Consider the following 24,799-nt stretch of genomic DNA (forward strand, 5'->3'; position numbering starts at 1 on the left):
TCAGGGTGACCCTAGAGGATCATGAGGTTATCAGCGACCGGGATCCACTTTTAAAACGCCGCATGTTCAGAGCCTCATCCTGGGGAAGGCCAAAGGCCTGTCTCGAAGCATAGACACCAAAAAACGGCGCGCGCGGCCCACCCTTCCGAACAGCACCTATGCACTTTCTCAGGATGAGGATTTGCGCTCTCAATACCCATTTGCATTGTTATGCTCATACAAGCTGACGCGTTCGCCGGTCGTCGAACACCGTCAGTCTCTGCATGCTTGAACGCGACTGACGCACGACAGGTATCAAGACCAATATTGCGCTGAAGTTCCTGATCGTAGACGAGCAGCCGAAACGAAGGGGAAAAACATGGACAAAACACAGGTGGCAATCATTGGAGGTGGACCGGCGGGCCTTGCCGCGGCGCTGACGTTGTCGCGGTCCATGATGACGTCGATTGTCTTCGACGCGCCGACACCGTCCAGAAACGCGGCCTCACCTTTCGTGGCGGCCCTGCCGGGTTTGGACAAGAGGGAACCGGGCGATGTGCGCAAAGCCATTCGCAAAGATATCGCCTCGTATCCTTACGCCACAATCGAAGAAACAGGGATCACGACCATCGAGCATGAAACGGGTGGTTTGACGCTTGTTCGCGATGACGGATCATCCGTTACGGCAGACAGAGTTCTGCTGGCGGCCGGCATGGTCGACATCCTGCCGGAGGTTCCAGGCCTGGACGACTGTTGGGGCCGCAGCGTCATCAATTGTCCCTTCTGTCACGGGATTGAATGGCAAAATGCCCGATGGGGTATCTTTGCCCATCGGCCCGAGGTTCTCGATGCTGCAGAGATCTACCGCAACTGGACAAACAAGCTCACCTACTTCGTCGCCCCCGAACTGTCCCTGAGCCCGGAGCGGCGGCAGCAGATCAGGGATCTCGGTGTCAGCATTGTAGACGACCTTCCCAATAGACTTCACTCCGATGGGGGTGATCTGCAACAAGCGGAACTTGCTGACGGCAAAAGGGTGGCCCTCGATTGCCTGCTTGTGTTTCCCCATCAACGTCAAACCGGCCTGGTCGATGCCCTGGATCTGTCACTATCGGATGCGGGATATGTGAATGTCGATGAGGGATCTCGCACGTCGCAGCCACGCATCTATGCCGCTGGCGACCTCACCTATGCGGGACATCAGAACACGCCGACAGCGCTCCACATGGGAAACATGGCGGCCGCAAGCATCGTGATGGACCACTGCTTCGGCAAATGACTTTAAGTCCTCTGGAGAGGTCGACGGAACACATTCCGCTCTATAGGCTGCGGAGGGCATTCCATCCTACCGCACAGACTTGTGCCCGGCCGAAATCCTGTTGACCTGGAGACAAAAATGACAATTCCCCTGTTTCGCGACGACGCCTATCTGCGCACGTGCGAAGCAAAAGTAACGGGTGTGAACGAGCGCGGCGGCATCCTGCTCGATCGGACCGTCTTTTATGCAACGGGCGGCGGCCAGCCAGGGGATAGCGGACGCCTGGAACTTGCCGACGGGACCCAGATCGCGATTGCGACAGCGGTTTATGACGATGACCGCGTTTCCATTGTCCATGTTCCGTCGGAAGGCCAGACCCTGCCGGAACCGGGAAGCGAGGTAATCGCACATGTCGACTGGGCGCGGCGGTACAAGATGATGCGGGTGCACACGGCGCTGCACCTGCTTTCTGTCGCCCTGCCCTTTCCGGTCACCGGCGGTCAGATTGGTGATATCGAAGGCCGTCTTGACTTCGACATGGGCGATGAAACCGTGGACAAGGAAACATTGCATCAGGCGATCAACGATCTGGCCTCCGGCGATCACGAGGTCACGACCGAGTGGATCACGGACGAAGAACTGGATGCCAATCCGGCGCTTGTCAAAACCATGTCCGTCAAGCCGCCCAGGGGGTCCGGCCGGGTCAGGCTGGTCAGGATCGGACAGGATGTCGACCTTCAGCCGTGCGGCGGAACCCATGTATCCCGGACTTCTGAAATCGGAACGCTTTCAATCGGGAAAACCGAAAAGAAGGGCAAACAGAACAGGCGCGTCCGCATTCGTCTTACCGACTAGTCGTCCTGTTGGAGGCAAAACATGAACCTGACCGGCAGTTGTCATTGCAAGGCGATCCGTTTTGAACTGGAGAGCAAGACGCCCTACCCGTACATGCGCTGTTATTGCTCGATCTGCCGCAAGGTTGGCGGCAGTGCCGGATATGCCATAAACCTGATGGGTGACGCCGACAGCCTCAAGACAGAAGGTGCTGAAGCGAAAGCGGTGTATCATGCCGTGATCGACGGGACCAAAAGTCCTGCCGAGCGTCATTTCTGCAAGCGATGCGGAACGCATCTCTGGGTCTGGGATCCGCGCTGGCCGGAGCTCATTCATCCGCATGCCGGTGTCATCGACACCCCCTTGCCAAAGCCGCCGGAAACCGTCCATATCATGCTTGAGCACAAGCCCGACTGGATCGAGGTGCCTCTTGGCATCGGTCACGTCCACTTCAAGAATTATCCGGATTTGTCCATCGAGGAATGGCACAAATCCAAAGGGCTCTACCAGAGTTGAGGAGTATCAATGTCCGAGCACCCGCTTGTTTCGACCCAATGGCTGGCCGATCACCTCGACTCACCCGATCTAGCGGTTGTCAACGCCTGGATGCCGCCCGTGACGCATCCCGATGCGCCGCCGGTCTACCCGAACGCACACATTCCCGGTGCGGTCTTCTTCGATGTCAACGAGATCTGCGACAAGACCAGTGATCTGCCGCACATGCTGCCGGCGCCCCATGTCTTTTCCTCCGCTATGCGAAAGCTCGGAATAGGCGACGGCCAGACAATCGTGGTCTATGACGACTTCGGCTTCTATTCCGCGCCACGGGTCTGGTGGACCTTGCGCACGATGGGAGCCGGCAGTGTCTATGTCCTTGATGGCGGGTTTCCGAAATGGCGCGCTGAGCAAAGACCTGAGACGGATGATGTCCCTCGCAAACCGCAAAGCCACTTCTCTTCGAGGCTCAATCACGGCGCGGTGGCCAATCTGTCGCAAGTGAAGCGCTCTACAGAAACAAAAGACCGTCAAGTTCTGGATGCAAGGTCGGCCGAACGTTTCGCCGGCACCGCGCCCGAACCGAGAGCGGGACTGCGTCCTGGTCATATGCCGAACGCACTCAACCTGCCGTTCACGCGTCTGATCAATGACGACGGCACGTTTCGCGTCGGCCCTGAGCTTGAAGCGATCTACAAGGATGCCGGCGTCGATCTCGACAAACCGATAACGACCACATGCGGGTCCGGCGTGACTGCTGCGATCCTGACGCTCGGCCTGACCGTGCTCGGCGTTCGGGATGTCAGCGTTTACGACGGCTCATGGACCGAGTGGGGCGGCCGCAATGATACGGAAGTCGTGACCGGAGAACCCTAACGACCGGTCATACGAACGCAGTCCGGCGGACATTGACGGAAAAACAGGAAAGGCCCTGGAACACGTTCCAGGGCCTTTTTCGAATGTCGGTAACGCAGGGCGATCAGTGATGCAGGATCTGGCTCAGGAAGAGCTTCGTGCGCTCATGCTGCGGGTTCACGAAGAAGTCTTCCGGCTCGTTCTGTTCAACGATCTGTCCGGCATCCATGAAGATCACGCGGTTTGCGACCTTGCGCGCAAAGCCCATCTCGTGGGTCACGCAAAGCATGGTCATGCCTTCTTCTGCAAGACCGACCATCACGTCGAGAACTTCCTTGATCATTTCCGGATCAAGGGCCGAGGTCGGCTCATCGAACAGCATGATCTTGGGGTTCATGCACAAGGAGCGCGCAATCGCGACGCGCTGCTGCTGACCACCGGACAGCTGACCGGGATACTTCAGGGCCTGCTCGGGGATCTTGACGCGCTCCAGATAGTGCATCGCGATTTCTTCGGCTTCCTTTTTCGGCATCTTGCGCACCCAGATCGGTGCCAGCGTGCAGTTTTCCAGAATCGTGAGGTGCGGAAACAGGTTGAAGTGCTGGAAGCACATTCCGACTTCGCGGCGGATTTCGTCGATCTTCTTCAGATCGTTGGTCAGTTCGATGCCGTCGACAAGGATCTGGCCGGCCTGGTGTTCTTCCAGCCGGTTGATGCAGCGGATCATGGTCGATTTACCGGATCCCGAAGGCCCACAGATGACGATCCGTTCGCCGCGCATCACTTTCAGATTGATGTCGCGAAGCACGTGGAAGTCGCCGTACCACTTGTTCATGTTGTTGATTTCGATGGCAACGTCCGTGTCGGACACTTGCATTTTCGAGCGGTCGGCGGCGAGTTCGTCCGCGTTTACAGCATTTTCACTCATGGGTTCACTCCAAAAATTCGAGGGACCGGAGCGCTGCGACCAGGCGCGCGCTCCGGCTGCAGTTCGTTAGCGTTTGTGTCCGGTATGAAGTTTGTTCTCCATGAAAATGGAGTATCTCGACATGCCGAAACAGAACACGAAGAATACGATCGCCGCAAACAGATACCCGGTGTGGCCCTGACTTGGCGTTGACCAGGTGGGATCTGTAAAGGACGACTGGATCTGACCGAGAAGATCGAACATGCCAACGATCAGGACCAGAGTGGTATCCTTGAACAACCCGATGAAGGTGTTGACGATGCCGGGGATCACAAGCTTGAGCGCCTGAGGCAGAACGATGAGATACATCATCGGCCAGAACCGCAAACCCAGCGCCATCGCGCCTTCATATTGTCCTTTTGGAATGGCCTGAAGGCCACCGCGAACAACTTCCGCCATATACGCTGCGGAAAACAGCGTCACGCCGATCAAAACGCGCAGCAACTTGTCGAATGTCACGCCCTCCGGCAGGAACAGCGGAAGCATGACCGACGACATGAACAGCACGGTGATGAGCGGAACACCACGCCAGAACTCGATAAAGATGATCGAAACCAGCTTGATGATCGGCATCTGCGACCGTCGTCCTAGTGCAAGCGCGATGCCCAGGGGCAAGGACGCAACGATCCCGGTTACCGCGATCACAAGCGTGACGAGCAGACCGCCCCAGACGGCGGTTTCAACGATCGGAAGAACCACCGTGTCGCCGATCACAAGACCGGTCAGCAGGAAGTAAGCGACGATCGGGAAAACCACCAGAAAAAGGATTGCGTTGGTCCGTTTGAACGGAGCACTTGGAATAGCAAGCGGCACCAGGAGAAGCGCGAAGAGCGCATAGACGATATCGACGCGCCATGTTTCCGCAGACGGGTACCGGCCGTAGATGAACTGCGGGAAGTATGCCTCGACATATGCCCAGCAGGCCCCCCCGTGTCCGCCATCCTGCGGCAGGCACGCCTCCCGGTTTTCACCTGTCCAGACCGCATCAACGAAAGCGAACTGGATGAAAGGTGCAATGATCCAATATGCGAGCAGGATGCCGATAAAGGTCAGGATCGTGTTGGATATCGACGAGAACAGGTTCTTGCGCATCCATCCAATTGCGCCGGTGGTGGAGACCGGCGCCGGCAGTGTCGGCGCTTCTTCCGTTCTGATTTGAAAAATATTGCTGTTGGCCATGATCCGCGCTCCTATCTTTCCACGAGCGCCATGCGCTGGTTGTACCAGTTCATGAAGGCCGAAGTTATCAGACTGAGCGACAGGTAGACCGCCATCCAGATACCGATGATTTCAATTGCCTGACCGGTCTGGTTGAGCACGGTGCCTCCAACCGACACAAGGTCGGGAAAGGCAATCGCGACAGCGAGCGACGAGTTCTTCGTCAAGTTCAGATACTGGCTCGTCAGCGGCGGAATGATGACGCGCATCGCCTGCGGGATGATCACGAGACGAAGCGTCGGCCCCTGACGCAGACCCAGGGCATGCGAGGCTTCTGTTTGACCATGACTCACCGCCTGGATACCCGCGCGCACGATCTCCGCAATAAAGGCTGCAGTGTAGATCGCAAGCGCCGCCGTCAGGGCGAGGAATTCAGGAATGAGGTTGATACCGACACCAAGCTCAAATCCCCGGCGCAATGCCGGCCCCGTCTCGATGAAGTTCGGGTGTTCCAACGTCATTGGCATGCCGGTCACGAAGTAGGTGATCACCGGCAGACCGACAATCAGACCGAGACCGGTCCAGAAAACCGGGAACTGCTGTCCGGTTTCTTCCTGACGCTTGCGCGCCCATCTGGATACGAAAATCGATGCGACGATCGCGATGATCAGCGCATATCCGATGAATTCCGCTCCTGGTTCCCAGATCGGTTTGGGACCGCGAAGGCCGGCGATGTTCAGATGGAACGTATCAAAAAGCGACCACTTTTCCCGCTTGCCGGGAACAGCGCGCAAAACCGCGAAATACCAGAAGAAGATCTGCAAAAGCAGCGGAACGTTCCTGACCAGCTCTACATAGCAGTAGGCGATGCGGCTGATGACCCAGTTGTTCGACAGTCTCGCGATACCCACGAGAAAGCCGATGATCGTCGCAAAGAAAATGCCGACAACCGCCACCAGAACCGTATTCAGGAAACCTACGAAGATGGCTCGTCCATAACTCGACGTTTCCGCGTATGGTACAAGCGACTGAATAATGCCGAAGCCGGCAGTATTCTCAATAAATCCCCAACCGGAGGCAATATTCTGCCTTTCCAGGTTGGCGACAGTGTTCGTCACGATGATGTATCCGAACGTCAGCAGCAGCACCACCAGTAACATCTGGTAGAAATAACCGCGGACTTTTGGATCGTTCATCAGCGAAGCACGCGCCGGCGCCCCCGCCGAGTCCTGCTCCATTACTGACATAGAACCTCGCCCAAGTTCACGGAAAGAGCCCGGCCCGAAGCCTCTCCTCTTTCTCGTTTTATCTGCTTCTGCAACACGCTGACGCGCGCTCCCTATCGGCTTATGAAGCAGTGTTCCCCCACGCGTTCACCGGTATTCCGGTTTGTGCTGCGCGGATTTGTTTTATTGAGGGTTCCGGCAAATTGCCGGAACCCCTTTTTCCTCATGAAAAACTGAGGATTAGCGTACCGGCGGAGCGTAGAGGAAACCACCGTCGCTCCACAGAGCGTTCACACCGCGGGAGATGCCGAGCGGAGTGTCCGGACCAACGTTGGCATTGAAGCTTTCTTCGTAGTTGCCGACGTTCTTGATGATGTTGTAGGCCCAGTCGTTGGACAGGCCGATGCCTTCACCGAAAGCACCTTCAGCACCGAGCAGACGCTTGACGGAAGGATTGTCGGAACCCTTCATTTCGTCGACGTTTGCGGACGTCACGCCCATTTCCTCAGCGTTGATCATTGCGTTGAGGGTCCACTTTGCGATGTTGAACCACTCATCGTCGCCCTGGCGGACAACCGGACCAAGAGGCTCTTTGGAAATGATTTCCGGCAGAACCATGTGATCGCCCGGGTTGGTCAGCTTCAGACGCTGTGCGTACAGACCAGAGGCATCCGTGGTGTAAACGTCACAACGGCCGGCATCATATGCAGCGACAACTTCGTCGGCCTTTTCGAAGGCGACGATTTCATACTGCATGTTGTTTGCACGGAAGTAGTCGGCAACGTTCAACTCGGTCGTCGTACCGGTGTTGGTGCAGACGGATGCGCCGGACAGTTCAAGCGCGGATGTCACGCCGAGATCCTTGCGGACCATGAAGCCCTGACCGTCGTAGTAGTTCACGCCAGCGAAGTTCAGACCAAGCTGAGTGTCACGGGACATCGTCCAGGTGGTGTTGCGCGACAGGACGTCGACTTCACCGGATTGCAGAGCCGTGAAACGCTCTTTAGCGGACAGCGGAGTGAATTTAACAGCGGACGCGTCGCCGAATACTGCAGCGGCCATAGCGCGGCAGAGATCAACGTCGAGACCGGTCCAGTTCCCCTGAGCATCCGGATTGGAGAAGCCCGGCAGACCCTGGCTCACACCGCACTGGATGAAGCCTTTCGCCTTGACATCTTCCAAGGTTGTCGCACCCGCAGCTGTCGAAGCAGCGACGCCCATTGCAGCGCCGAGAACGAGTGGAAGGATTTTTTTGGACATGGATATGCAGCCTTTATTTGTTACCCATACTTTTTTTTAGTGTTGGAACTCAGCGGGAGACCTCTTCTGCATCTCGTTTGCGGACGAGCGCTTGCCGCGTGCGCGACTTCCTCCAGATTTCTCCCGTTCCACCCAACGCGCCCATACGATGGCATTTGGCTGTTCGGGTCAAGTACTTGCTGTCATTATCTCGTCAAATTTCGCAACCGAACGTCCAAATTGATCCGCCTGCGATGCACAAATAGCGAACATGGCTATTTCGAAATCATTCAATGCTCAAAAAGAGTTCATCGCAATTTCATGGCGCACTCCGCCGCGTTAACCTTAAAACAAAGTTATCAAGTGGACCGACGACTTTGCCGCGCCGGAAAAGGCGCGTAGTCACGCGTCAGACACAGCTGGAATAAGCCTGCACGACCGGGTACAACCCTGAAATCGTTCCCCTCAACTCCGAAATTCTTCAAACATGTCAGATACCGATCCCAAAACACCCATGAAAACGGATACAAAGCTCGCTCATGCCGGGCGCGATCCGGCAAGTTTCCACGGTTTCGTCAATCCACCGGTTGTGCATGCTTCAACAGTGCTGTTTCCGGACGTGGAAACGATGCGCCCGGGCGGACAGAAATTCACCTATGCAAGACGCGGCAACCCGACAACCGATTCCCTGGAGCAAGCCGTCAAGGAACTCGAAGGCGCCGAGGGCGTCCTGCTTGCGAACTCGGGACTGAACGCTGTCTCGCTTGCGATCCTGTCCTGCGTGAAATCAGGTGACCATATTCTGATCACGGACACGGCCTATCATCCGACCCGTCATTTTGCCGATACCGTGTTGCCGAAATTCGGCGTCGAGGTGGATTATTATGACCCGGCGCTCGGCGCGGAAATCGCCACGCTTTTCAAGCCCAATACCTGCGCGGTCTTCACCGAGGCTCCCGGCTCCCTCACCTTCGACATGCAGGACATTCCCGCGATTGCGGATGCGGCCCACAAGGTCGGGGCCATCGTCTTGATGGACAACACCTGGGCGACACCGCTGTTCTGCCAACCGATCTCGTTCGGCGTCGACCTGTCCATCCAGGCCGGAACCAAATATATCGTCGGGCACTCCGACGCGATGCTGGGCACGATCGCGGCAAGCGAGAGGGCATGGGATGAATTGCATACCCTGCATGGAGCCATCGGTAGCCATGTTGCCCCCGATGACGTCTATCTGGGACTTCGCGGCCTCAGAACGTTGTCCGTCCGTCTGGAACGGCACCAGCACAACACATTCGCCGTCCTGGGTTGGCTGAAAGACCAGTCGCGTGTTGCACAAATCAGGTATCCGGGTTTCGACACCGATCCCGGCCACGAGATCTGGCGGCGGGACTTCAGTGGCGCGTCCGGTCTCTGTGCTTTCGATTTTGCTGCCGGAACATCACGCGAGCAGGCAAACACGTTCCTGAACGCTCTGAAGCTGTTCGGGCTCGGCTACTCATGGGGTGGCTTTGAAAGTCTCGCCATCCCGGTCAAGCTCAAGGGCTCGCGTTCCGTGACACCGATAGACGAGAGCCTGTGCTCCGTGCGGCTTCATATCGGCCTGGAGGACCCAGAAGACCTCATCAACGATCTGAACCAGGCCCTCGACAAGGCGTTCGGATAGCGTCTTCCGGCGCGGTCGCCGCGAGGCAGCCGCGCCGTTCTCGGGCTCTCTCGGGTGTTTCACCAAACCGCATGACGGCCTGTGCCGCTCGCCATCAGGCTGTCAGATCGTCGGATCTTCCCGCTTTTCCTTGAAGATCAGCCAGAGATTTCTGAAATAGATGATCAGGCCAAGCCCCTGCCCCGCGATGAAAACGGGGTCCTGACGCTGAATTGCGTAGATCAGCAACAGCGAACCGCCTGCGACAGAGAAGAACCAGAACGCCACTGGAACAATCGATCGGCCGACCCGTTCCGACGCGATCCATTGTATGACAAAGCGCATCATGAACATGGCCTGGGCAAAGAACCCCAGGATGATCCAGAAATCGAATTGCTCGACGAAAACAGCGTAGATCCAGTCGTAAAGAGCACTCATTGGCAGATCCAATTGGTCCGGTCGGGCGTGAAACCCGTCATCTTAGATGTTGCAGAAATCCGTCACGTCAGCGGCCGGACGGAAGGCACCTTCTTGCGCCGGCGCCTGAGCCACCAAACGCCAAACAAATCAAGCACACCGACCAGCGCGCGGTCAAAAATCCCGTATTTGGACGAGCCGTGTCTCCGCTGCCTGTCCTGTACATCGATATGCACGACATCGAAGCCTTCACGAATGACGAGAGCAGGCAGAAAACGGTGCCAGCTGTCGAAGTAGGGCAACTGCAAGAAGACGTCGCGCCGCAGAGCCTTCAACCCGCAGCCGCTGTCGCGGGTCTTGTCCTTTAGGATGGCACCCCGGATCTTGTTGGCGAATTTTGATGCATAACGCTTCGCCAGGCTTGCCTTCCGGCCGAGCCTCTGGCCTGCCGCCAGTGCCGTCGATGTCCCGGCTTGCTCGAGTGCGTCCAGAAGCTGCGGAATATAGGCCGGATCGTTTTCTCCGTCTCCATCGATCGTTGCCACGACATCACCGCGCGCATGATGCAACCCGGTTCTGACGGCGCAGCTCTGTCCGCAGGATGTCTGGTGGCGCACGGGCCGCAACCAATCATGCGTGGCCGCATAGTCCTGAAGCACGATATCGGTTCCGTCGGAGGAGCCATCGTCCACGACAATGACTTCAAAACTGCGCCCCTGAAGCGCGGCCTCTATCTCGTCGAGAAGGATAGGAAGGTTCTCGGCTTCGTCCTTTGCAGGCACAACCACGGTCACGGCAAGCGTCCCCGTCGATGTCGCCAGACCTTCGATAAAACTTTTTGTCATCAAGTCGTCCGATCCGTCTCTTCCAGCCGCGCGGGTTCAACCGGGACCCGATACAATCCGCGTTGGCCGCGCATGACCCTCCAGACAGCACGCGCGCAGGCACGCGCGGACCGGGCGTTCATGTTCGGCTCTATCTTCCCCGAAGACGAGAGATGGAAGCCGATCCTGCGCCGTGCCATGGCCCTTACGGTGAAAAAGGTGAAGGTGACGCCAAGCAGTGTTCCCGCAATGACGTCGCTCGGGTAGTGCGCGCCAACCATGACGCGGCTGAAAGCGAGCCAGAACGCGGCAACCACGATCAGCCAGCGATAGGCCGGAAAAATGAAGGCCAGTGCCGTGGCAAGCGCTGCAACCGTCGTCGAGTGGCCGGATGGAAAACTTGTGTAGGTGCCATCGAATGCCAGAAAATCGAAACGCACGGGGCCGACCTGCTCGTAAAGCTTCGGTCTCGCCCGTCCCAGCGACCATTTGAACGCAATCGCAAGGAGGCCCGTTGCCGCGACAGAATAGAAAATGAACGCCGCGTAGGTAAAGAGCGATCCGATTGCCATGCGGATCCGGAACGCATATCGGCCCGCGTCCTGCGCCAGCAGGAAAAGGCATGTCAGACCCGTCGAAATCAGGATCCAGTCGGCCTTGCCAAAATCGGTGAATGCGCGGAACGCATTCCGGTATTCGTTCGGCAATGAGCGCAGCCACGGATAGGTCGGTACGTCGAACACGACAACGGCGACCCCGACGGTCAACAGCAGAATGGCAAAGATGTCCTGCGGCCGTTGTCCGGGTGGCAGCGGATCCAGGCTGTGGCGTGCGCGCTCCCTGCGCCCGGAGAACAGCATCTGCGCCCGTCGAATATTTCCGCGCATCCGCGCCAGAACCCGCCTGACGTTGTTACTGCTGTTCGACATTGCCGTTTTCTTCTGCACCCGTTTTCGTGTCGGCTTTCTGATAAAGAGCTATATCAACGTCATCGCCGCCATTGATGTTGAGGCCGTCTACCCTCTTTCGGACCTCAGGCACAAGGCCAATCTCCTTTGCGGCCGCCAAAAACGCCGTTTCTTCCCTGCTTTCGACCGCCGCGACCCGGCACATGCCGGCGTCGCCAGACTGAGGCTGTGCCAGGAACTCTGCTGCCCCTTTCGGTGAAATGATGCGTGTGCCTGTACCCTCAAGGAAAATGAAGCTCGGTTCATGAAAGCCCGAGGTAACGACCTGCCTGACGGACCGGTCGCCGCAGCCCGGTATCTCGTCCAGCGCGGCGACCAGACGTGGACTGACCCAGATCGGTGTCAATGCGGGGCCAACAAAGCCCCAGACGCCGATCGCAACGCACACGGCACTCAACGCGGCCGACGGAAAGGCGTGAAGCGCGGCCCCCTGAAACAGTCTGGAGGCAGCTGCAACACCGAACACGGCACCGATTGCCACCACGACAACTCCGGGCGGCGACGGCCACACGCCGAGCGCAAACGGTCCCGCAAATGAAATCGCCGCAAGCCCGACGGGCGGCAACGCCAGGAGAACGGCGGCAACTCGCCTGACCCATTTTCCGGAATTCTGTCCTGCACCTTCGAGAAGGGCAGCCGCAACGGGCAATGCCAGTGCCGGCAAAATCGGGAGTGTGTAGTGCGGCAACTTCGTTGCAACCAGCTCAAACACGATCCAGGTCGGAAGAAACCAGGCAATCGAGAAGATCACGAGCGGACTTGAGCGCTCCCGCCAGATCAGTGGAAGTGAAATGAGAAAAAAGGCAGGCAGCGGCCAGAAGATGCCGAACATGGCCCCAAGGTGGGTCAAGGGCGGCGCGCCGTGCCCTTCCTGCCCCTGGCCGACCTTGCCCAGTAGGTCCCTGCCAATTGCTTCGGTGAAGAAAGTTCCGTCCGTCGCGATCCAGATCGCAACAAACCAGGGCGATACGAGCAATGCGAACCAGACAAACCCGATCAGAGGCGAAGCGGCCTTGAACCACTTCATCCGCCGGCTCATGATCATGAGGCCGGCTACCGTGAAACCGACCACCATCGGTCCGACCGGTCCCTTGATCAGGACACCTGCGGCAAGAGCGGTCCAGAACAGGAAGCTGAGCCCCCACATCCGCTGATCCGTGTTCTTGAGCCAGATCCGGGCAAGCGCCCCTTGCGCAACGATAACGGTGGCAAACAGCATCGCGTCGGTCTTGGCAAGGCGGGCTTCAACCCCGACGATGATTGCAAGCGCAACAAATCCGCCGACCAGCAACGCTCCCGCCGGACCAAGAAACGCGCGCGCCATCCAGAAGGCGGCCAGCACGCTGATCGTGGCTCCGATGATCGACGGCAGCCTGTAGACCCAGAGCGGTGCGTCCGCCCCATGTCCGCTCAGTTTTGCGGCTGCCGCCTGCAACCAGTAAATACCGACCGGTTTCTTGTGCCGCGCCTGCTCCTGGAACCTGATGTCAATGTAGTCATCGGTTTCAAGCATCTGCTTGGTCGCCTGGGTATAGCGCGGCTCATCCCGGTCAAGCGGCGGAACTGTCCATTGACCCGGGACGAACAACAACAGCGACAGGAGAACCAGAAGGAGCGGTGCAGTCAGGTCATGACCAAAGACCTTGAGCCAAACCGGTTTGCGCAGTTCAACCGACGGTTTCCTTGTTCCCGCTTGAGCCGAAGCAGCTTTTTCGGGAGCATCGGGATCTCCTTGCGGGACATCGACACTTTGCTGTTCCGACGGATCGGCCTTGCCGTTTGTGTGAACCTTCGAATTGTCGCTCATACTTGCCACAAATGCCGTTTGGTAAAAATCTGACGCGTTCGCGCAGCAGCCTGTGCGCTACGAACGCAAAGCTTCTCCTACATGAGCTTTCGGAAAAGGGAAACAAGTGCTTGCTCTCATCAAGAGCTAAGCTATCGTTCCGTTGGTTTTTTGACACCTCCGAATCCCGGGACACCAGATGACCCTGATCGCACAGATAACAGACTTGCACCTACGTCCGAGAGGCCTGGCCTGCTACAGAGTCTCCGATACCAACATGTTGGCAGAGCGAGCCATCAGGTCCCTGCTTGCCTTTTCTCCCAAGCTGGATGCCGTCGTCATGACGGGAGATCTTACGGATCGAGATGATCCGCGTGAATATGCCGTTGCCCGGGCGCTTCTCGGCCGCCTCGATGTCCCGGTGTTCCTCATGCCCGGAAACCATGACAGCAGCGACGGCATGCGCAGGGAGATGGCGGGTTTTCCCGGCTTGAACGAAACCAGCGACGGAAAGATTCATTATGCGGCGATGGTCAACGATGTGCGCATCATCGCGCTCGACACGCATGTGCCCGGCCGTCCACAGGGGCAACTCGGTCACGAACAACTGACCTGGCTGGACCGAACGCTCTCGGCCGACAGTGCGCCGACCCTGCTTGCTCTGCACCATCCGCCCGCTCTTTCCGGCATCGAACACATGGATGCCATGGGCCTTCTCGATGCGCCGGAACTGGCAGAGGTGCTTGCACCGCACGAGCACGTGAAACGGATCCTGTGCGGGCACCTGCACAGACCGATCATCGCCGAATTTGCCGGCAAGGTCATGACACTGGCGCCCAGCACCGGGCATCAGGTGGAACTCGACCTGTCACCGGACGGCGCGGCGATGTTCCGCTTTGAGCCACCTGCCTATTTCGTGCACACCCATGCGGAGAAAACCGGGCTGGTGACCCATATGGCCTATGTCGAAAGTTATCCCGGCCCCTATCATTTTTTCGCAGATGAAGGTGTTACGTGGCCGGGAGACGAGATCAGATGAGAGCGCTGCGCGTGTTCGCTCCCGGGCTGAAGATTTTCCTGATCGCCGCCGTTGCCGCCATACTTCACGGCTGTGGCGCCCTGCCCGGCAACGGCGAACTCGAAGACGAAGTTGTTCTGACGGACCAACCCGTCAACAAAAGCCAGCTGCTTTCCCTCATCAACAACTACAGGAGCCAGAACGGTCTTCCAGCGCTCAAACATGATCCTGTACTGGACGAGGTCTCACAGAACATGGCGCGCCACATCGCGCAACGCGACAGCATGGACACCTGGCAACACAGTTCATTCGGTCTTTCACAGCGACTCAGCAAGGCCTCTTACGAGAATTATGCGGGCGCGGAAAACCTTGGGGCCGGATATGCAGACCTGCCGGCCGCCTTCAGGGGATGGCAAGGATCGGAAGGCCACAACAAGAACCTGCTCAACCCCTATGTAACGCGTGTCGGGGCCGCCAGAACAAACAGAAACACCGGCAAGTGGCGCAATTTCTGGGTTCTTACACTCGCAAGGCCAACTTCGGATGGCCGCCCGGCCGTGAGATAGAAGGGCTGGAAGGCCCCGCCCCGTGCCTTCCAGAGATCGAAAGACCCAATCATCATCCGAAAATCAAAATCAGAATAATGATGTCATATTTCGATATGTCGGTCTTTGGATCTTGCCGAACCGGGCGTTTGGAAAGGTTCAGAACGGAAACGGCCGCGCCTCGAATTCGGACTCGTCGGCCCGCTGTTTGCGAAGCCCGCGATCGACCACACCCTGATAAAGCCTTTCTTTTCCGAAACGCGGCTCCCAACTGCACAAGTGTTCTGAAATCAGTTTGATGCAGGGAATACCAAGATCAGAACGTGTCGCATCAAATTCCCAGATATCGATGCCCTTGCGCGAACAGCTGTCGAGGAGATCGCTATACGCGTATACGGTTTCAGATCCAGGTGGTACGTGCGGCCCACTTGCCTTTGACAAAAAATCTTCGAAGACAGAGGTGTTCAATGCATAGGCCAGATGCCGCGGCAGTTTTCGGGGCTTGTCCGTTTCGGATCGTTTGTCGAGGTAGGCTCTTTCCATGAGGTCAAGCGCGTTTTCCGATTGAAGCATCTCGGTAACGGCCGACTTGCTTGCCGAGGCGAGATCCCAGCCGGCAGCGGACCCGATGGCAGCTCTTCGACCGTCGGGTTCACAAGAAACCGACAGTACGATATGAACCTTCAGGTCGGTTGCAACCGAATAGAGGCCCCAAAACCTCCTGTTTTCCTTCAGATGACCAACCAGAGACAGCGGCAAAAGGGCTTCGACAAGCTCCTCGGAGATCAGAGTTATCCCCAGGCGGTTGTACCACGCCTGCGCCACCGCATCCCGCTCGACGAGTTCCAGGAGCGCGCGCTGACGCGCGCCTTCACGATCGCGCCAAACCGCACAGCCAACGGTTGATGCGAATCCGCCGGCGCGACCGCTGATCAACTCGAATTCACCAAACAGAACACCTGCACTCGGATAGGAAAAAAGCGCTCCGTCACCCAAACGCCTCACGTTTACCGCCCTTGTGGAGAAGCTCTCCGATTCAGGACCGTAATCGCCGGGACGCCGCTCTCCGGAACCCTGACCGCGCGCGAACGCTCTCAATTGCCTGGCGCTGTAGCCCAGCACTTTAGTCATTTCGATCTCTGATTGCAATTTTAAGTCAATTTCAACTCTTTGATCCAACCGCCCGAGTGAACAAAGACTCAATCGTTCAGACAGTTCACCTAAACAACTTAAAGCTGCATCGGAGGATGTATCTGCCTGACCTCCCGCCGGTATTGTCGTTGCCGTACCGTCGCCCTGCTGACCAGGTCCGACACGTGACTTGATCGTACCGGTGCAAAATTTCACAGGACACTGGCCGGCCGTCATCGGCACAAGCCGGACTTCGTGGTGAGCCAATAGAGGCAGAAACAGATCCAGTTCCGGATGAGTGACAAGACCAGCGTCGCCATCCGTTTTCGGCACACGCGAAGCGAGACCTGCGCGCAGAAGATCCGACCAGCACCGGTCCGGCAGATCCACCTCAGATGATGCAGGCCACGACAATTTCACACACCCTCACCCGACCAGCCCTGATTTGACATCAAGGCGCACCACAACACACCCACTCTACTATAAATTGCACTTAATGTAAAAATGATGTTGTTCTATTGAAGAACTTTTTTTGTTCGTTCTATATTTTTTATCGAAAGCAGCAAATAGACAGTAAATGTAGATCCCATCTTGCTTTACTTACTATTTTACTTGCTCTCGATTTGACCAGGTGACCATCCAACAGCCCACCGAGTCAAAATTCAACTTTAAATACAGGAGTTTCATCATGCACGCTACTGTCACCTCACGCAAAGAAATGGAAGTTGGCGCGAAACTTGGTTCCATCATTCAAGATTCTAGCGCACGTGAGCAGCTGATTGAAAGCCCGGAGACCGTCTTGACTGAAATCGGTGCGAAGTCCGACGTAACGATCTACGCCGACACCGCGGACCTGGTCCATCTGGTCATTCCGGCAGACGTCGACAAAACCCGCCTGGCTGCGGACGATGAAGCCTACTTCGAAGAACTCGGCCTCGCGGCCCTTGGAAGCTGCTACTACGAAGACCTTCCTGAATAAGTCGGATAGGTCGAACACATCGCAGTATCTGCCGCCTGAGTTTAAAACTCAGGCGGTTGCTTCAAGCAGGAGGTGCAAAAAATGGCCCGGTTTCCGCACTACAAGAGCAATGCCGCCAAGTTGGGCAAATTGCTCGCTCACGCAGCGACGGATGCCAGCGTGAACAAGGCATTCAAGCAGGATCCGGCCTCGTTCCTGCGAGAAATAGGGCTGCCGCCGGAGACAACTGAACTCTTCAATTTCAAAGTGGTTTCCGAAAACAGTTCAACAAAATCAGTGACATTGCCCTACAGATTAAACGCGGCGAAACTCGCCAATGAAGACGCCGAGTATCTGGGAGGCTTGTCTCAACTGTTTCCACAACGACACTTAAACTGACAGCTCGCCTTCAAAAAGAAATCTCTTAACGAGTTCCGCGCCCTTGTCGTAGCTGGCATGCACTCTTTTGTTCTGGTAAAAGTTCACTCGCCTGCGCCAGTCTTCCGGATCACGCATTCCGACTTTTGAAGCGCTGAGAAGCGACAACCGGTGCTCCTCATATCTGCGCAAAGTCTGTATCGCTTCCGCCTGCCGTCCGAGGCACACGAGGGAAGCGACCCGCGTTGTCAATCCCTTGAGGCTCGTCCCTGCGCTCTTTTCAATATGCTGCAGGGCGCCCTCAAAATTTTCCTCCGCAAATGCTATGTTCGCCATGTATTCGTAGAAAACGCGCGGCACGAAGGAAAACAGATCATAGGCCCGTTCCGCGATATCACGCGCTTTGACGACATCCCCGGAGAAAGCCAGCCCCTCGGCAACCGACATCAGGTTGGAAGGATCAGACGAACTCAACCGCCCTGCGTTCTGGAACGCTCTCTTCGCCTCAAGAGGCATGTTGGAAAGGATCAGCGCCCAGCCATAGACGCGCTGATTAACCGCCTGCCACGGATCGAGCATGATCGCCTGCTCCGCCAACTTCAACAGATCGTTCAAGCCGTGGGCCGTTGTCCTGTCATTCATGGGAAAGTGCAGTGCCTGCTTCATGATTATGGAAGCCTTGCCTGCATAGGTTCTGGAAAACCTCCTGTTGGACTTTTCAAGTTCGTCCAGCAAGCGCATTGCCTTTGCGTCTGACTGAGGCGTGAACTCCCACAACAAGGCGTCTGCCTGGCACCAGCGCGCAAAAACAGACGTATTCGACGGATTCCGGAGTTTCTCGATCGCATGCGCATTCACGCGGCTCACGATGTGGCTGGCCGCCGGAAGAATTCCGTCCCACATCGCAAGATCGACGATTTCGTTGAAAACGATTTGACCGTTTTCCCGGTCCTCGAATTGCACGACGACCTTGCCCGACCTCTCATCCTGTCGAAACCTCAGCAGATAGCTACCCATATCGTAGCCCTCGACCAAGGCTGCCTGCGGCGCATTGGCTTCGCCGAAATACTCTGATTGAAAGAGTTCGAAGGACCGGAATGAAGAAAGACCGGAAACGATTTCCTCGCGCAGATAGATTGCATCATTGGCATTCTTCCTGGCCAACGATGCGGAGACCACGTAGATCTCCGGGAGACGCACGATACCGTCGGAGTTCGACAAGGGCGGTTGAACCACTCCGCCTACGCCAGGCTGCAGAAATTCCTTCTTCTGAATGCCTGCGTCATCCCTTTCTTCGAGAAGTGAATAGGTTTCCCGATCGGGCGCCGCATCCAGATGCAGGCGCATTTCACGCTCGCAGGTCTTGAGTTGCTGTTCAGCCCTCTCGCGCTGTCCAAGTTTCAGATACAGGCGGATAAGCACCCGGTGCGCTGCCTCGAGCGCGGGATCGATTTTCAGCAGAAACCTGGCCCCAGCCTCGGTTTTACGTCCGCCATCGGAGGTCGAAACATCATTCAGGTGCTTGAAAGCCGCCGTAACGATGTCGGACCGCACGCGCTCGCGCTCCACCTGGAGCCAGTCCGTGAATTCCGGATCGAGTTCTTCAAATCCTGTCAGGAATTCTCCGCGCCAAAGCTCGCCTGCTTGCAGGTACCCTTCGGCATTGTCCTGCTCGAGCAACCTCATGACCTGTGAAAAATCAGATGCGAAATGCTCCGAATCCAACTTTACATGGTTGCTGGAGGCGTGAACGACATCATGTCCAACCGACTGTTCAGCCGTTTTGAGTTGCCGCAGCGCCTGGCGCAGGGATTGCATCGCCTTGTGGCGTTCCGCATTGCTCCACAGGAGATCTGCGAGGGTCTCACTCGGGGCATTCATGCCGCCGACACGGCTCAAATAGCCCATGATTGCCAGAGCTTTACGAGTTTTGACCGCAGCGGGCTCGCCATTTTCGCTTAAAAGCAAAGGGCGCCCAAGACATGCAAAGCATGACGCGTTTGCCATTCATTCCCCGTATTTACATCACACGTTGTCGTTTGCTTTAACACTCGCAAGCGAATGTCTCACAACCTGATATACAACAATACTTTATCACGCTAGTATCACGCTGCAACAGCATGCTTCTCCTGGATGGTTACGGCAGCTACGCTGCAACTGGAAATTCGAATACTGGTGGGTATAACAATGTCAAAGACAGTCAGTAAGTCTGAACGCATTTCAAACGAGCAGGAACCCGCGGTCGAGGCGATCAAGCGGATGATCCGCTACACCAAGAAAGAGGCCGACAAAGACGGTCGTACTTTCTGTTCCTATTGCCTCGACATGGCGCTTCAGTCGCTTGAAGACGGCTCCGAAGAGCTCGACATGATTCTCAAGACGAAAATCACCCCTTTGATGGTTGGTCAGCCGAACTCGGAACAGCGCAAGTCCTGAAAACACGCGTTGATCGGCAATAACTGATGAAAATACCGGCTCGCCCCGAGCGGGCCGGTGTTCCATCCAAACGTTGAACCAAAAACGATATCTGTGAATACGCCCGTATTGCACGATTCGATCGAATACATGAGCTCATATCAAGCGTGAACCTGCCCTGCGGTATTGCGCAGAGGTTCCAAGCAAACAATTTCTCCGACTTCGAAAAATCCACGCAACGCGCAAGTGGAAGAGACCGCTGCGAAAGGCACACGCGCCAGGTGCAAAACGGCACGAAAAAGGACGCTGGCCGTAACCAGCGCCCCCCTGCGTTAAAGGAAGATTTTGCTTTGACAATAAGCGCTGAGCAGTCACCGCTTGTCAAAACTCTCCACTTTTACACTGACCTGGTCTCCCGAGGGACCCCAAGCCCACGAACGCGAAAACATAAGTTCTCTGGTTCGCGCCGATCAAACGGATTACCCGCCGTTACCGGTTTACCGGGACGCCCTTCGCTTCACGTGAATGCGTCCGGCGTTCCCCACGTGGCGCCCAGAAGCAGCTCGACACCCGTCAGCCGGATCCCGCACCAACCCCTGGCATGGGCTACCGGTCATTGGGCCTTGAATTCGTTTGCCAATCCGCTCTCAGCACCGAACCAGTAGTGGGTATGATAGTGCCGGCGTTACTTCCTCTTGTCCAGTAGTTTGCATGTATTTCAACAGATTACGCCAAGTCTGTTGAAAACTTGTTGATAATTAAATCGCAAAAATACTGCATCGCACAATATTCATCTCCCCCTTTGCTGAATTTTCATGGAATTTTTGTTTCGCACTGCGAACAAGCCGCCTAACGCAATCACTTTGCGCACTTTTCACATTCACAGCATCCGATTTCACAAGGTGTTCGTACCGCTCGAAAAGTACCTTACAATTATTCCCTTGCGGCAAATCGCGCGTTCCGCAAAGATGAAGCTCCGCGCCTGAAGTCGCGGGCACATCGTCACCACGAATTTCTACAGGGATCGGGAGATCAATGCCCAAGCGCTTTGCAGTCCTGCTCATCAAACCTTCGCACTATGATGACGAAGGCTACGTGATCCAGTGGCTGCGTGCACCGATCCCTTCCAATTCACTGGCCTCCGTTTATGGACTCATCAAGGACTGTGCAGAGCGAAAGACACTCGGAGAAGACGTCTCGATCGACATCGAGGTAATCGATGAAACCAACACCAAGGTGGAGGTCGCAAAGCTCGCCAGATCGCTGAGACAGGCCGACGGCTGCCTTGTCGGGTTGGTGGGCGTTCAGACCAACCAGTTCCCGCGTGCCGTCGATATCGCAAGAGATTTCATCGCGGAAGGCATTCCGATCGCTGCCGGCGGATTTCATGCCGCCGGCAGCATTTCCATGTTGCCTGACATTCCGCCGGAAATTGTTGAAGCGCAGGAGATGGGTCTCAGCATTTACGCCGGCGAAGCCGAAGGACGCATGGACGCGCTTCTTGCAGATGCCTGGTCCGGTGAGCTCAAGCCACTCTACAATTTCATGAAGGATCTTCCGCACCTGGAAGGTGCCGTTCAGCCAATCCTGCCCGCGGATGCGGTGCGCAAGATGGCGGGAGCCTATACCAGTTTCGATGCGGGACGCGGCTGCCCGTTCCAGTGTTCGTTCTGTACCATCATCAACGTTCAGGGAAGAAAATCGCGTTTCCGGACCCCGGATGACGTCGAGACGATCATCCGCGCGAATGCGGCACAAAAAATTCGCCGCTTCTTCATAACGGATGATGATTTTGCCAGAAACAAGAACTGGGAAGCGATCCTGGACCGGCTGATCTGGCTTCGCGAGGAAGAAGGACTGAAATTCAAGCTGGTGCTCCAGGTGGACACGCTCTGCTACCGGCTGCCCGGTTTCATCGAAAAGGCGGCGCGTGCCGGCTGCGCCCGGGTGTTTATCGGACTGGAGAACATTGATCCGGATGCACTGACGGCTGCCAAGAAACGCCAGAACAAGATCTGGGAATACCGCAAGATGCTCCAGGCGTGGAAAGATGCCGGTGTCATCACCTATGCCGGGTACATTCTCGGGTTCCCGGACGATACGCCGGAAAAGATCAGGCGCAACATTGAAATCATAAAGAAGGAACTGCCTCTCGATCTGATCGAGTTCTTCTTCCTGACGCCCCTGCCCGGTTCCGAGGATCACAAGGTGCTTGCCGCGAAGAATGTCTGGATGGATCCTGACTTCAACAAATACGACCTAAATCACCGCGTGACCCATCACCCGATCATGAGCGATACGGATTGGGAAAAGGTATATTTCGACAGCTGGAAGCAGTTCTACACGCCGGAACATGTCGAAACGGTTCTTAGGCGCGATGCGGCGCGGGGCGCAAGAACCAAGGCGCTCTATTCTTCGATGATCCATTTCCTCGGCGCAATCCTGATCGAGAAGGTACATCCACTCGAGTGCGGCATCGTGCGGCGCAAGCATCGCGATCAGCGCAGGCACGGAATGAAGCTGGAAAACCCGCTCGTTTTCTACCCCAGACGTGCTGTCGAGGCGGTCTGGGTTGGCGTTTCGTGGGCACGGCTGTTTCTGCGGTTCCGGCCCGCCATGAAACGTGTCCTGGCAGATGAGAACCGCAGGTCCTATACGGACCTCGCACTCACACCGACAAGTGAGGCGGAAGAACAGGACATGGAGCTTATCCAGGTGTTCAAGGAAGCAATTCCAAACACCCATGGCGCTCCTGAAGTCGCAAGAAAGGCAGCGGCAATGAAATAGCCGCGGCTAGGGTCTGACCGCGATCCCGTCGCACGAGCAGCGCTGGTGATGCGACGCAAAAAATCAGAAATCTGAGGGAGGAAAATGAAATGAATGCCAAGGCATTGTGCGCGGCCATAGTGTTGGTATGTGCGTCCGGCTTCACAGCAAAAGCGCAGGATGTCGAGGTGGGCAAGGATCTTTACAAAAAGAACTGCCGACAGTGTCATGGACCGACAGCAAAAGGCCTTGCCAGCTATCCGAAACTGGTAGGACAGACTGCCGAATACCTTACCGATCGACTTGAACGCTATCGCGCCGGCGAACGATTTGGACCCAATACACCCTTGATGGCACCGCGTGCGAAGTCACTTTCGGACGAAGACATTACGAATATCGTCACTTTTATTGTGGTGACATTTGAGTGAGTGATTTTTGTGCACCTGCGAACTACGGACTACTATTTCTTACGCTGGGTTAATTTATTTGATGTGACCGGAAATACGGCATACTCTCATTTGCGTCCGGGGATAGAAATACAACAAAATTCATGACTTCCCGGGCGTTACCAACCTGGGAGGATCTTATGGAAATTGGGAAAGCAACCGGTCTTGTGGCGCTCCTGATGGGCGCGACCATTTTGTCAGCTCCTGCATTCGCACAGAACACGACCAGCCTGAAGCACGAGGTCATCATTGAAGACCTCGAAAACCCGTGGGACATGGCGTTCCTTGATGACGGAACGATGTTCTATACCGAAAAATGCAAGGGCCTTTCGGTCCGCATGCCGTCCGGCGAAACCAAGGCGCTACTGGGCATGGGCGGTGTTCAGGGTTACGCGTCCACGGCCGACGACCTGTTCTGCGAAGGCCAGGCTGGCATGATGGGTGTTGCGGTTGATCCCGACTTTGCCAACAACCGTCGCATTTACGTTTACTCGACTTCCAAGATGTCCGACCCGCACACCAACAGGCTGATGCGCCTTGTGGTTGCCGACGACTTTTCCAACGTGTCCGACAGGACGGATATCGTTGACGACGTCCCTTACAAGATGAAGGCCTCAGACCATCCCTTCGGCGGACCCGGCGCGCACAATGGCGGACGTGTCAGGTTCAATCCCGATGACGGTTTTCTGTATCTCACGACCGGTGACAATCACAACAGTGCCGTTCCGCAAAGCCCGACCCTGATGGGCAGCAAGGTGCTGCGGATTGACACGGACGGAACCGCCGCACCGGGCAACACCCCGCCCGTCGGCTTCGACAAGCGGACCTACACTTACGGTCACCGCAACGTTCAGGGGATCGCCTTCCACCCGAAAACCGGCACGCCGATCACGGCGGAACACGGGCCCTGGCATTCCGACGAAATCACTGTCCTGCGCAACGGCGGCAACGCGGGCTGGGATCCGCGGCCGAACATGGCCGGCCGGGGCGCCTGCCCGGACGACTATTGCGGCTACAGCCCGAACCAGATGGTTGGCGAGAACCGGTTCAAACGGGCTGCCTGGATGCCCATGACGGATTTTGAAACCTACCCGAGCGCAATGCCTCCGATCTGGAACAACAATGGCTGGTCGCAAGGCACCTCCTCGGCTGCTTTCCTGGAAGGCGAAAACTGGGGCGACTGGAACGGTGCCATGGTGGTCGGTCTTATGGGCATTGGCTTCGGCGGAACACCGCTCGGACAACGGATCGACGTTCTGCAGCTCTCCGAGGACGGAACGGAACTGCTTGATGTCACCGAAATGACGCTGCCGATGGAATCGGGACGGTTCCGTTCGCTGGTATTCGGTCCGGACGGCAGCCTCTATGCAGCCGTTGACGAAGGCATGATCCATAAACTCACGCCTTAAGACCTTAGGGTACGGACTCATAAATGAAGTCAATTTGGTTTGGATCGTTTTGACCAACTGCAAGGAGCGAAAGCGCAGGAAA

23 protein-coding genes are annotated in these 24,799 nt (G+C 56.6%); 13 read left to right on the forward strand and 10 right to left on the reverse strand.

What is annotated here, in order from left to right:
* The first annotated feature begins 358 nt into the window (after positions 1 to 358).
* The 4 genes from RBB49_RS22065 (at position 359) to sseA (ending at position 3,442) form a co-directional block, all read left to right on the forward strand.
* Positions 359 to 1,258, forward strand: coding sequence for an NAD(P)/FAD-dependent oxidoreductase (locus RBB49_RS22065; protein WP_306145061.1), 900 nt, complete (start codon positions 359 to 361; stop codon positions 1,256 to 1,258).
* A gap of 117 nt (positions 1,259 to 1,375) precedes the next feature.
* Positions 1,376 to 2,092 (forward strand): alanyl-tRNA editing protein, encoded by a 717-nt coding sequence (locus RBB49_RS22070; RefSeq protein ID WP_306145062.1) that lies wholly within the window; start codon positions 1,376 to 1,378, stop codon positions 2,090 to 2,092.
* A gap of 21 nt (positions 2,093 to 2,113) precedes the next feature.
* Positions 2,114 to 2,587 carry a GFA family protein gene (locus RBB49_RS22075; RefSeq protein WP_306145063.1) on the forward strand — a complete coding sequence of 158 codons (474 nt, stop codon included), beginning with the start codon at positions 2,114 to 2,116 and terminating at the stop codon, positions 2,585 to 2,587.
* 9 nt (positions 2,588 to 2,596) lie between these two features.
* Positions 2,597 to 3,442 (forward strand): 3-mercaptopyruvate sulfurtransferase, encoded by an 846-nt coding sequence (gene sseA, locus RBB49_RS22080; protein ID WP_306145064.1) that lies wholly within the window; start codon positions 2,597 to 2,599, stop codon positions 3,440 to 3,442.
* A 103-nt stretch (positions 3,443 to 3,545) separates the two neighbouring features.
* Here the strand turns inward: sseA and RBB49_RS22085 are convergent, their stop codons facing one another.
* The 4 genes from RBB49_RS22085 to RBB49_RS22100 form a co-directional block, all read right to left on the reverse strand.
* On the reverse strand, positions 3,546 to 4,349 hold the full coding sequence (locus RBB49_RS22085; protein ID WP_306145065.1) for an amino acid ABC transporter ATP-binding protein: 804 nt from the start codon (positions 4,347 to 4,349) through the stop codon (positions 3,546 to 3,548).
* Between the two features lie 66 nt (positions 4,350 to 4,415).
* The gene (locus RBB49_RS22090; RefSeq protein ID WP_306145066.1) at positions 4,416 to 5,567 is read right to left on the reverse strand and encodes an amino acid ABC transporter permease; all 1,152 of its coding nucleotides are present in this window, start codon (positions 5,565 to 5,567) and stop codon (positions 4,416 to 4,418) included.
* A gap of 11 nt (positions 5,568 to 5,578) precedes the next feature.
* Positions 5,579 to 6,784 (reverse strand): amino acid ABC transporter permease, encoded by a 1,206-nt coding sequence (locus tag RBB49_RS22095; protein ID WP_306145085.1) that lies wholly within the window; start codon positions 6,782 to 6,784, stop codon positions 5,579 to 5,581.
* Positions 6,785 to 7,012: 228 nt separating this feature from the next.
* A complete protein-coding gene (locus RBB49_RS22100; protein WP_306145067.1) occupies positions 7,013 to 8,032 on the reverse strand; it encodes an amino acid ABC transporter substrate-binding protein in 1,020 nt (339 codons plus the stop codon).
* 493 nt (positions 8,033 to 8,525) lie between these two features.
* Here RBB49_RS22100 and metC point away from each other — a divergent pair, with 493 nt between their 5' ends.
* Entirely contained in the window at positions 8,526 to 9,677 is a 1,152-nt protein-coding gene (gene metC, locus RBB49_RS22105; protein WP_306145068.1) for a cystathionine beta-lyase, read from the forward strand.
* 102 nt (positions 9,678 to 9,779) lie between these two features.
* Here the strand turns inward: metC and RBB49_RS22110 are convergent, their stop codons facing one another.
* The 4 genes from RBB49_RS22110 to RBB49_RS22125 form a co-directional block, all read right to left on the reverse strand.
* Complete coding sequence (locus tag RBB49_RS22110) at positions 9,780 to 10,094, reverse strand: lipid-A-disaccharide synthase N-terminal domain-containing protein (protein WP_306145069.1); 315 nt, start codon at positions 10,092 to 10,094, stop codon at positions 9,780 to 9,782.
* Positions 10,095 to 10,156: 62 nt separating this feature from the next.
* Positions 10,157 to 10,918 carry a glycosyltransferase family 2 protein gene (locus RBB49_RS22115; RefSeq protein WP_306145070.1) on the reverse strand — a complete coding sequence of 254 codons (762 nt, stop codon included), beginning with the start codon at positions 10,916 to 10,918 and terminating at the stop codon, positions 10,157 to 10,159.
* Positions 10,918 to 11,826: a phosphatase PAP2 family protein gene (locus tag RBB49_RS22120; RefSeq protein WP_306145071.1), complete on the reverse strand. Its 909-nt coding sequence runs from the start codon at positions 11,824 to 11,826 to the stop codon at positions 10,918 to 10,920. The genes RBB49_RS22115 and RBB49_RS22120 overlap by 1 nt, the downstream gene beginning before the upstream one ends.
* Positions 11,810 to 13,672, reverse strand: a complete 1,863-nt coding sequence (locus RBB49_RS22125; RefSeq protein ID WP_306145072.1) for a glycosyltransferase family 39 protein — start codon at positions 13,670 to 13,672, stop codon at positions 11,810 to 11,812. The genes RBB49_RS22120 and RBB49_RS22125 overlap by 17 nt, the downstream gene beginning before the upstream one ends.
* Positions 13,673 to 13,850: 178 nt before the next feature.
* Here RBB49_RS22125 and RBB49_RS22130 point away from each other — a divergent pair, with 178 nt between their 5' ends.
* Both RBB49_RS22130 and RBB49_RS22135 read left to right on the forward strand, forming a co-directional pair.
* Positions 13,851 to 14,690, forward strand: coding sequence for a phosphodiesterase (locus RBB49_RS22130; protein WP_306145073.1), 840 nt, complete (start codon positions 13,851 to 13,853; stop codon positions 14,688 to 14,690).
* Positions 14,687 to 15,235, forward strand: a complete 549-nt coding sequence (locus RBB49_RS22135; protein WP_306145074.1) for a CAP domain-containing protein — start codon at positions 14,687 to 14,689, stop codon at positions 15,233 to 15,235. The genes RBB49_RS22130 and RBB49_RS22135 overlap by 4 nt, the downstream gene beginning before the upstream one ends.
* A gap of 138 nt (positions 15,236 to 15,373) precedes the next feature.
* Here the strand turns inward: RBB49_RS22135 and RBB49_RS22140 are convergent, their stop codons facing one another.
* The gene (locus RBB49_RS22140) at positions 15,374 to 16,735 is read right to left on the reverse strand and encodes a YcaO-like family protein (RefSeq protein ID WP_306145075.1); all 1,362 of its coding nucleotides are present in this window, start codon (positions 16,733 to 16,735) and stop codon (positions 15,374 to 15,376) included.
* A gap of 409 nt (positions 16,736 to 17,144) precedes the next feature.
* Here RBB49_RS22140 and RBB49_RS22145 point away from each other — a divergent pair, with 409 nt between their 5' ends.
* A complete protein-coding gene (locus tag RBB49_RS22145; protein ID WP_306145076.1) occupies positions 17,145 to 17,324 on the forward strand; it encodes a hypothetical protein in 180 nt (59 codons plus the stop codon).
* Between the two features lie 81 nt (positions 17,325 to 17,405).
* Complete coding sequence (locus RBB49_RS22150) at positions 17,406 to 17,702, forward strand: hypothetical protein (protein ID WP_306145077.1); 297 nt, start codon at positions 17,406 to 17,408, stop codon at positions 17,700 to 17,702.
* Here RBB49_RS22150 and RBB49_RS22155 read toward each other — a convergent pair.
* Positions 17,694 to 19,589 (reverse strand): BTAD domain-containing putative transcriptional regulator, encoded by a 1,896-nt coding sequence (locus RBB49_RS22155; protein WP_306145078.1) that lies wholly within the window; start codon positions 19,587 to 19,589, stop codon positions 17,694 to 17,696. The two genes, RBB49_RS22150 and RBB49_RS22155, sit on opposite strands and share 9 nt — an antisense overlap.
* Before the next feature lie 279 nt (positions 19,590 to 19,868).
* Between RBB49_RS22155 and RBB49_RS22160 the strand changes: the two genes are divergently transcribed.
* The 4 genes from RBB49_RS22160 (at position 19,869) to RBB49_RS22175 (ending at position 24,717) form a co-directional block, all read left to right on the forward strand.
* A complete protein-coding gene (locus RBB49_RS22160) occupies positions 19,869 to 20,117 on the forward strand; it encodes a hypothetical protein (RefSeq protein ID WP_306145079.1) in 249 nt (82 codons plus the stop codon).
* A 1,014-nt stretch (positions 20,118 to 21,131) separates the two neighbouring features.
* Entirely contained in the window at positions 21,132 to 22,883 is a 1,752-nt protein-coding gene (locus RBB49_RS22165; protein WP_306145080.1) for a radical SAM protein, read from the forward strand.
* An 89-nt stretch (positions 22,884 to 22,972) separates the two neighbouring features.
* Entirely contained in the window at positions 22,973 to 23,290 is a 318-nt protein-coding gene (locus tag RBB49_RS22170) for a cytochrome c (protein WP_306145081.1), read from the forward strand.
* A gap of 158 nt (positions 23,291 to 23,448) precedes the next feature.
* Positions 23,449 to 24,717 (forward strand): sorbosone dehydrogenase family protein, encoded by a 1,269-nt coding sequence (locus RBB49_RS22175; protein WP_306145082.1) that lies wholly within the window; start codon positions 23,449 to 23,451, stop codon positions 24,715 to 24,717.
* Positions 24,718 to 24,799 lie beyond the last annotated feature (82 nt).

The organism is Roseibium sp. MMSF_3412 (assembly GCF_030733265.1).
In the GTDB taxonomy this organism is placed as follows: Bacteria; Pseudomonadota; Alphaproteobacteria; order Rhizobiales; family Stappiaceae; genus Roseibium.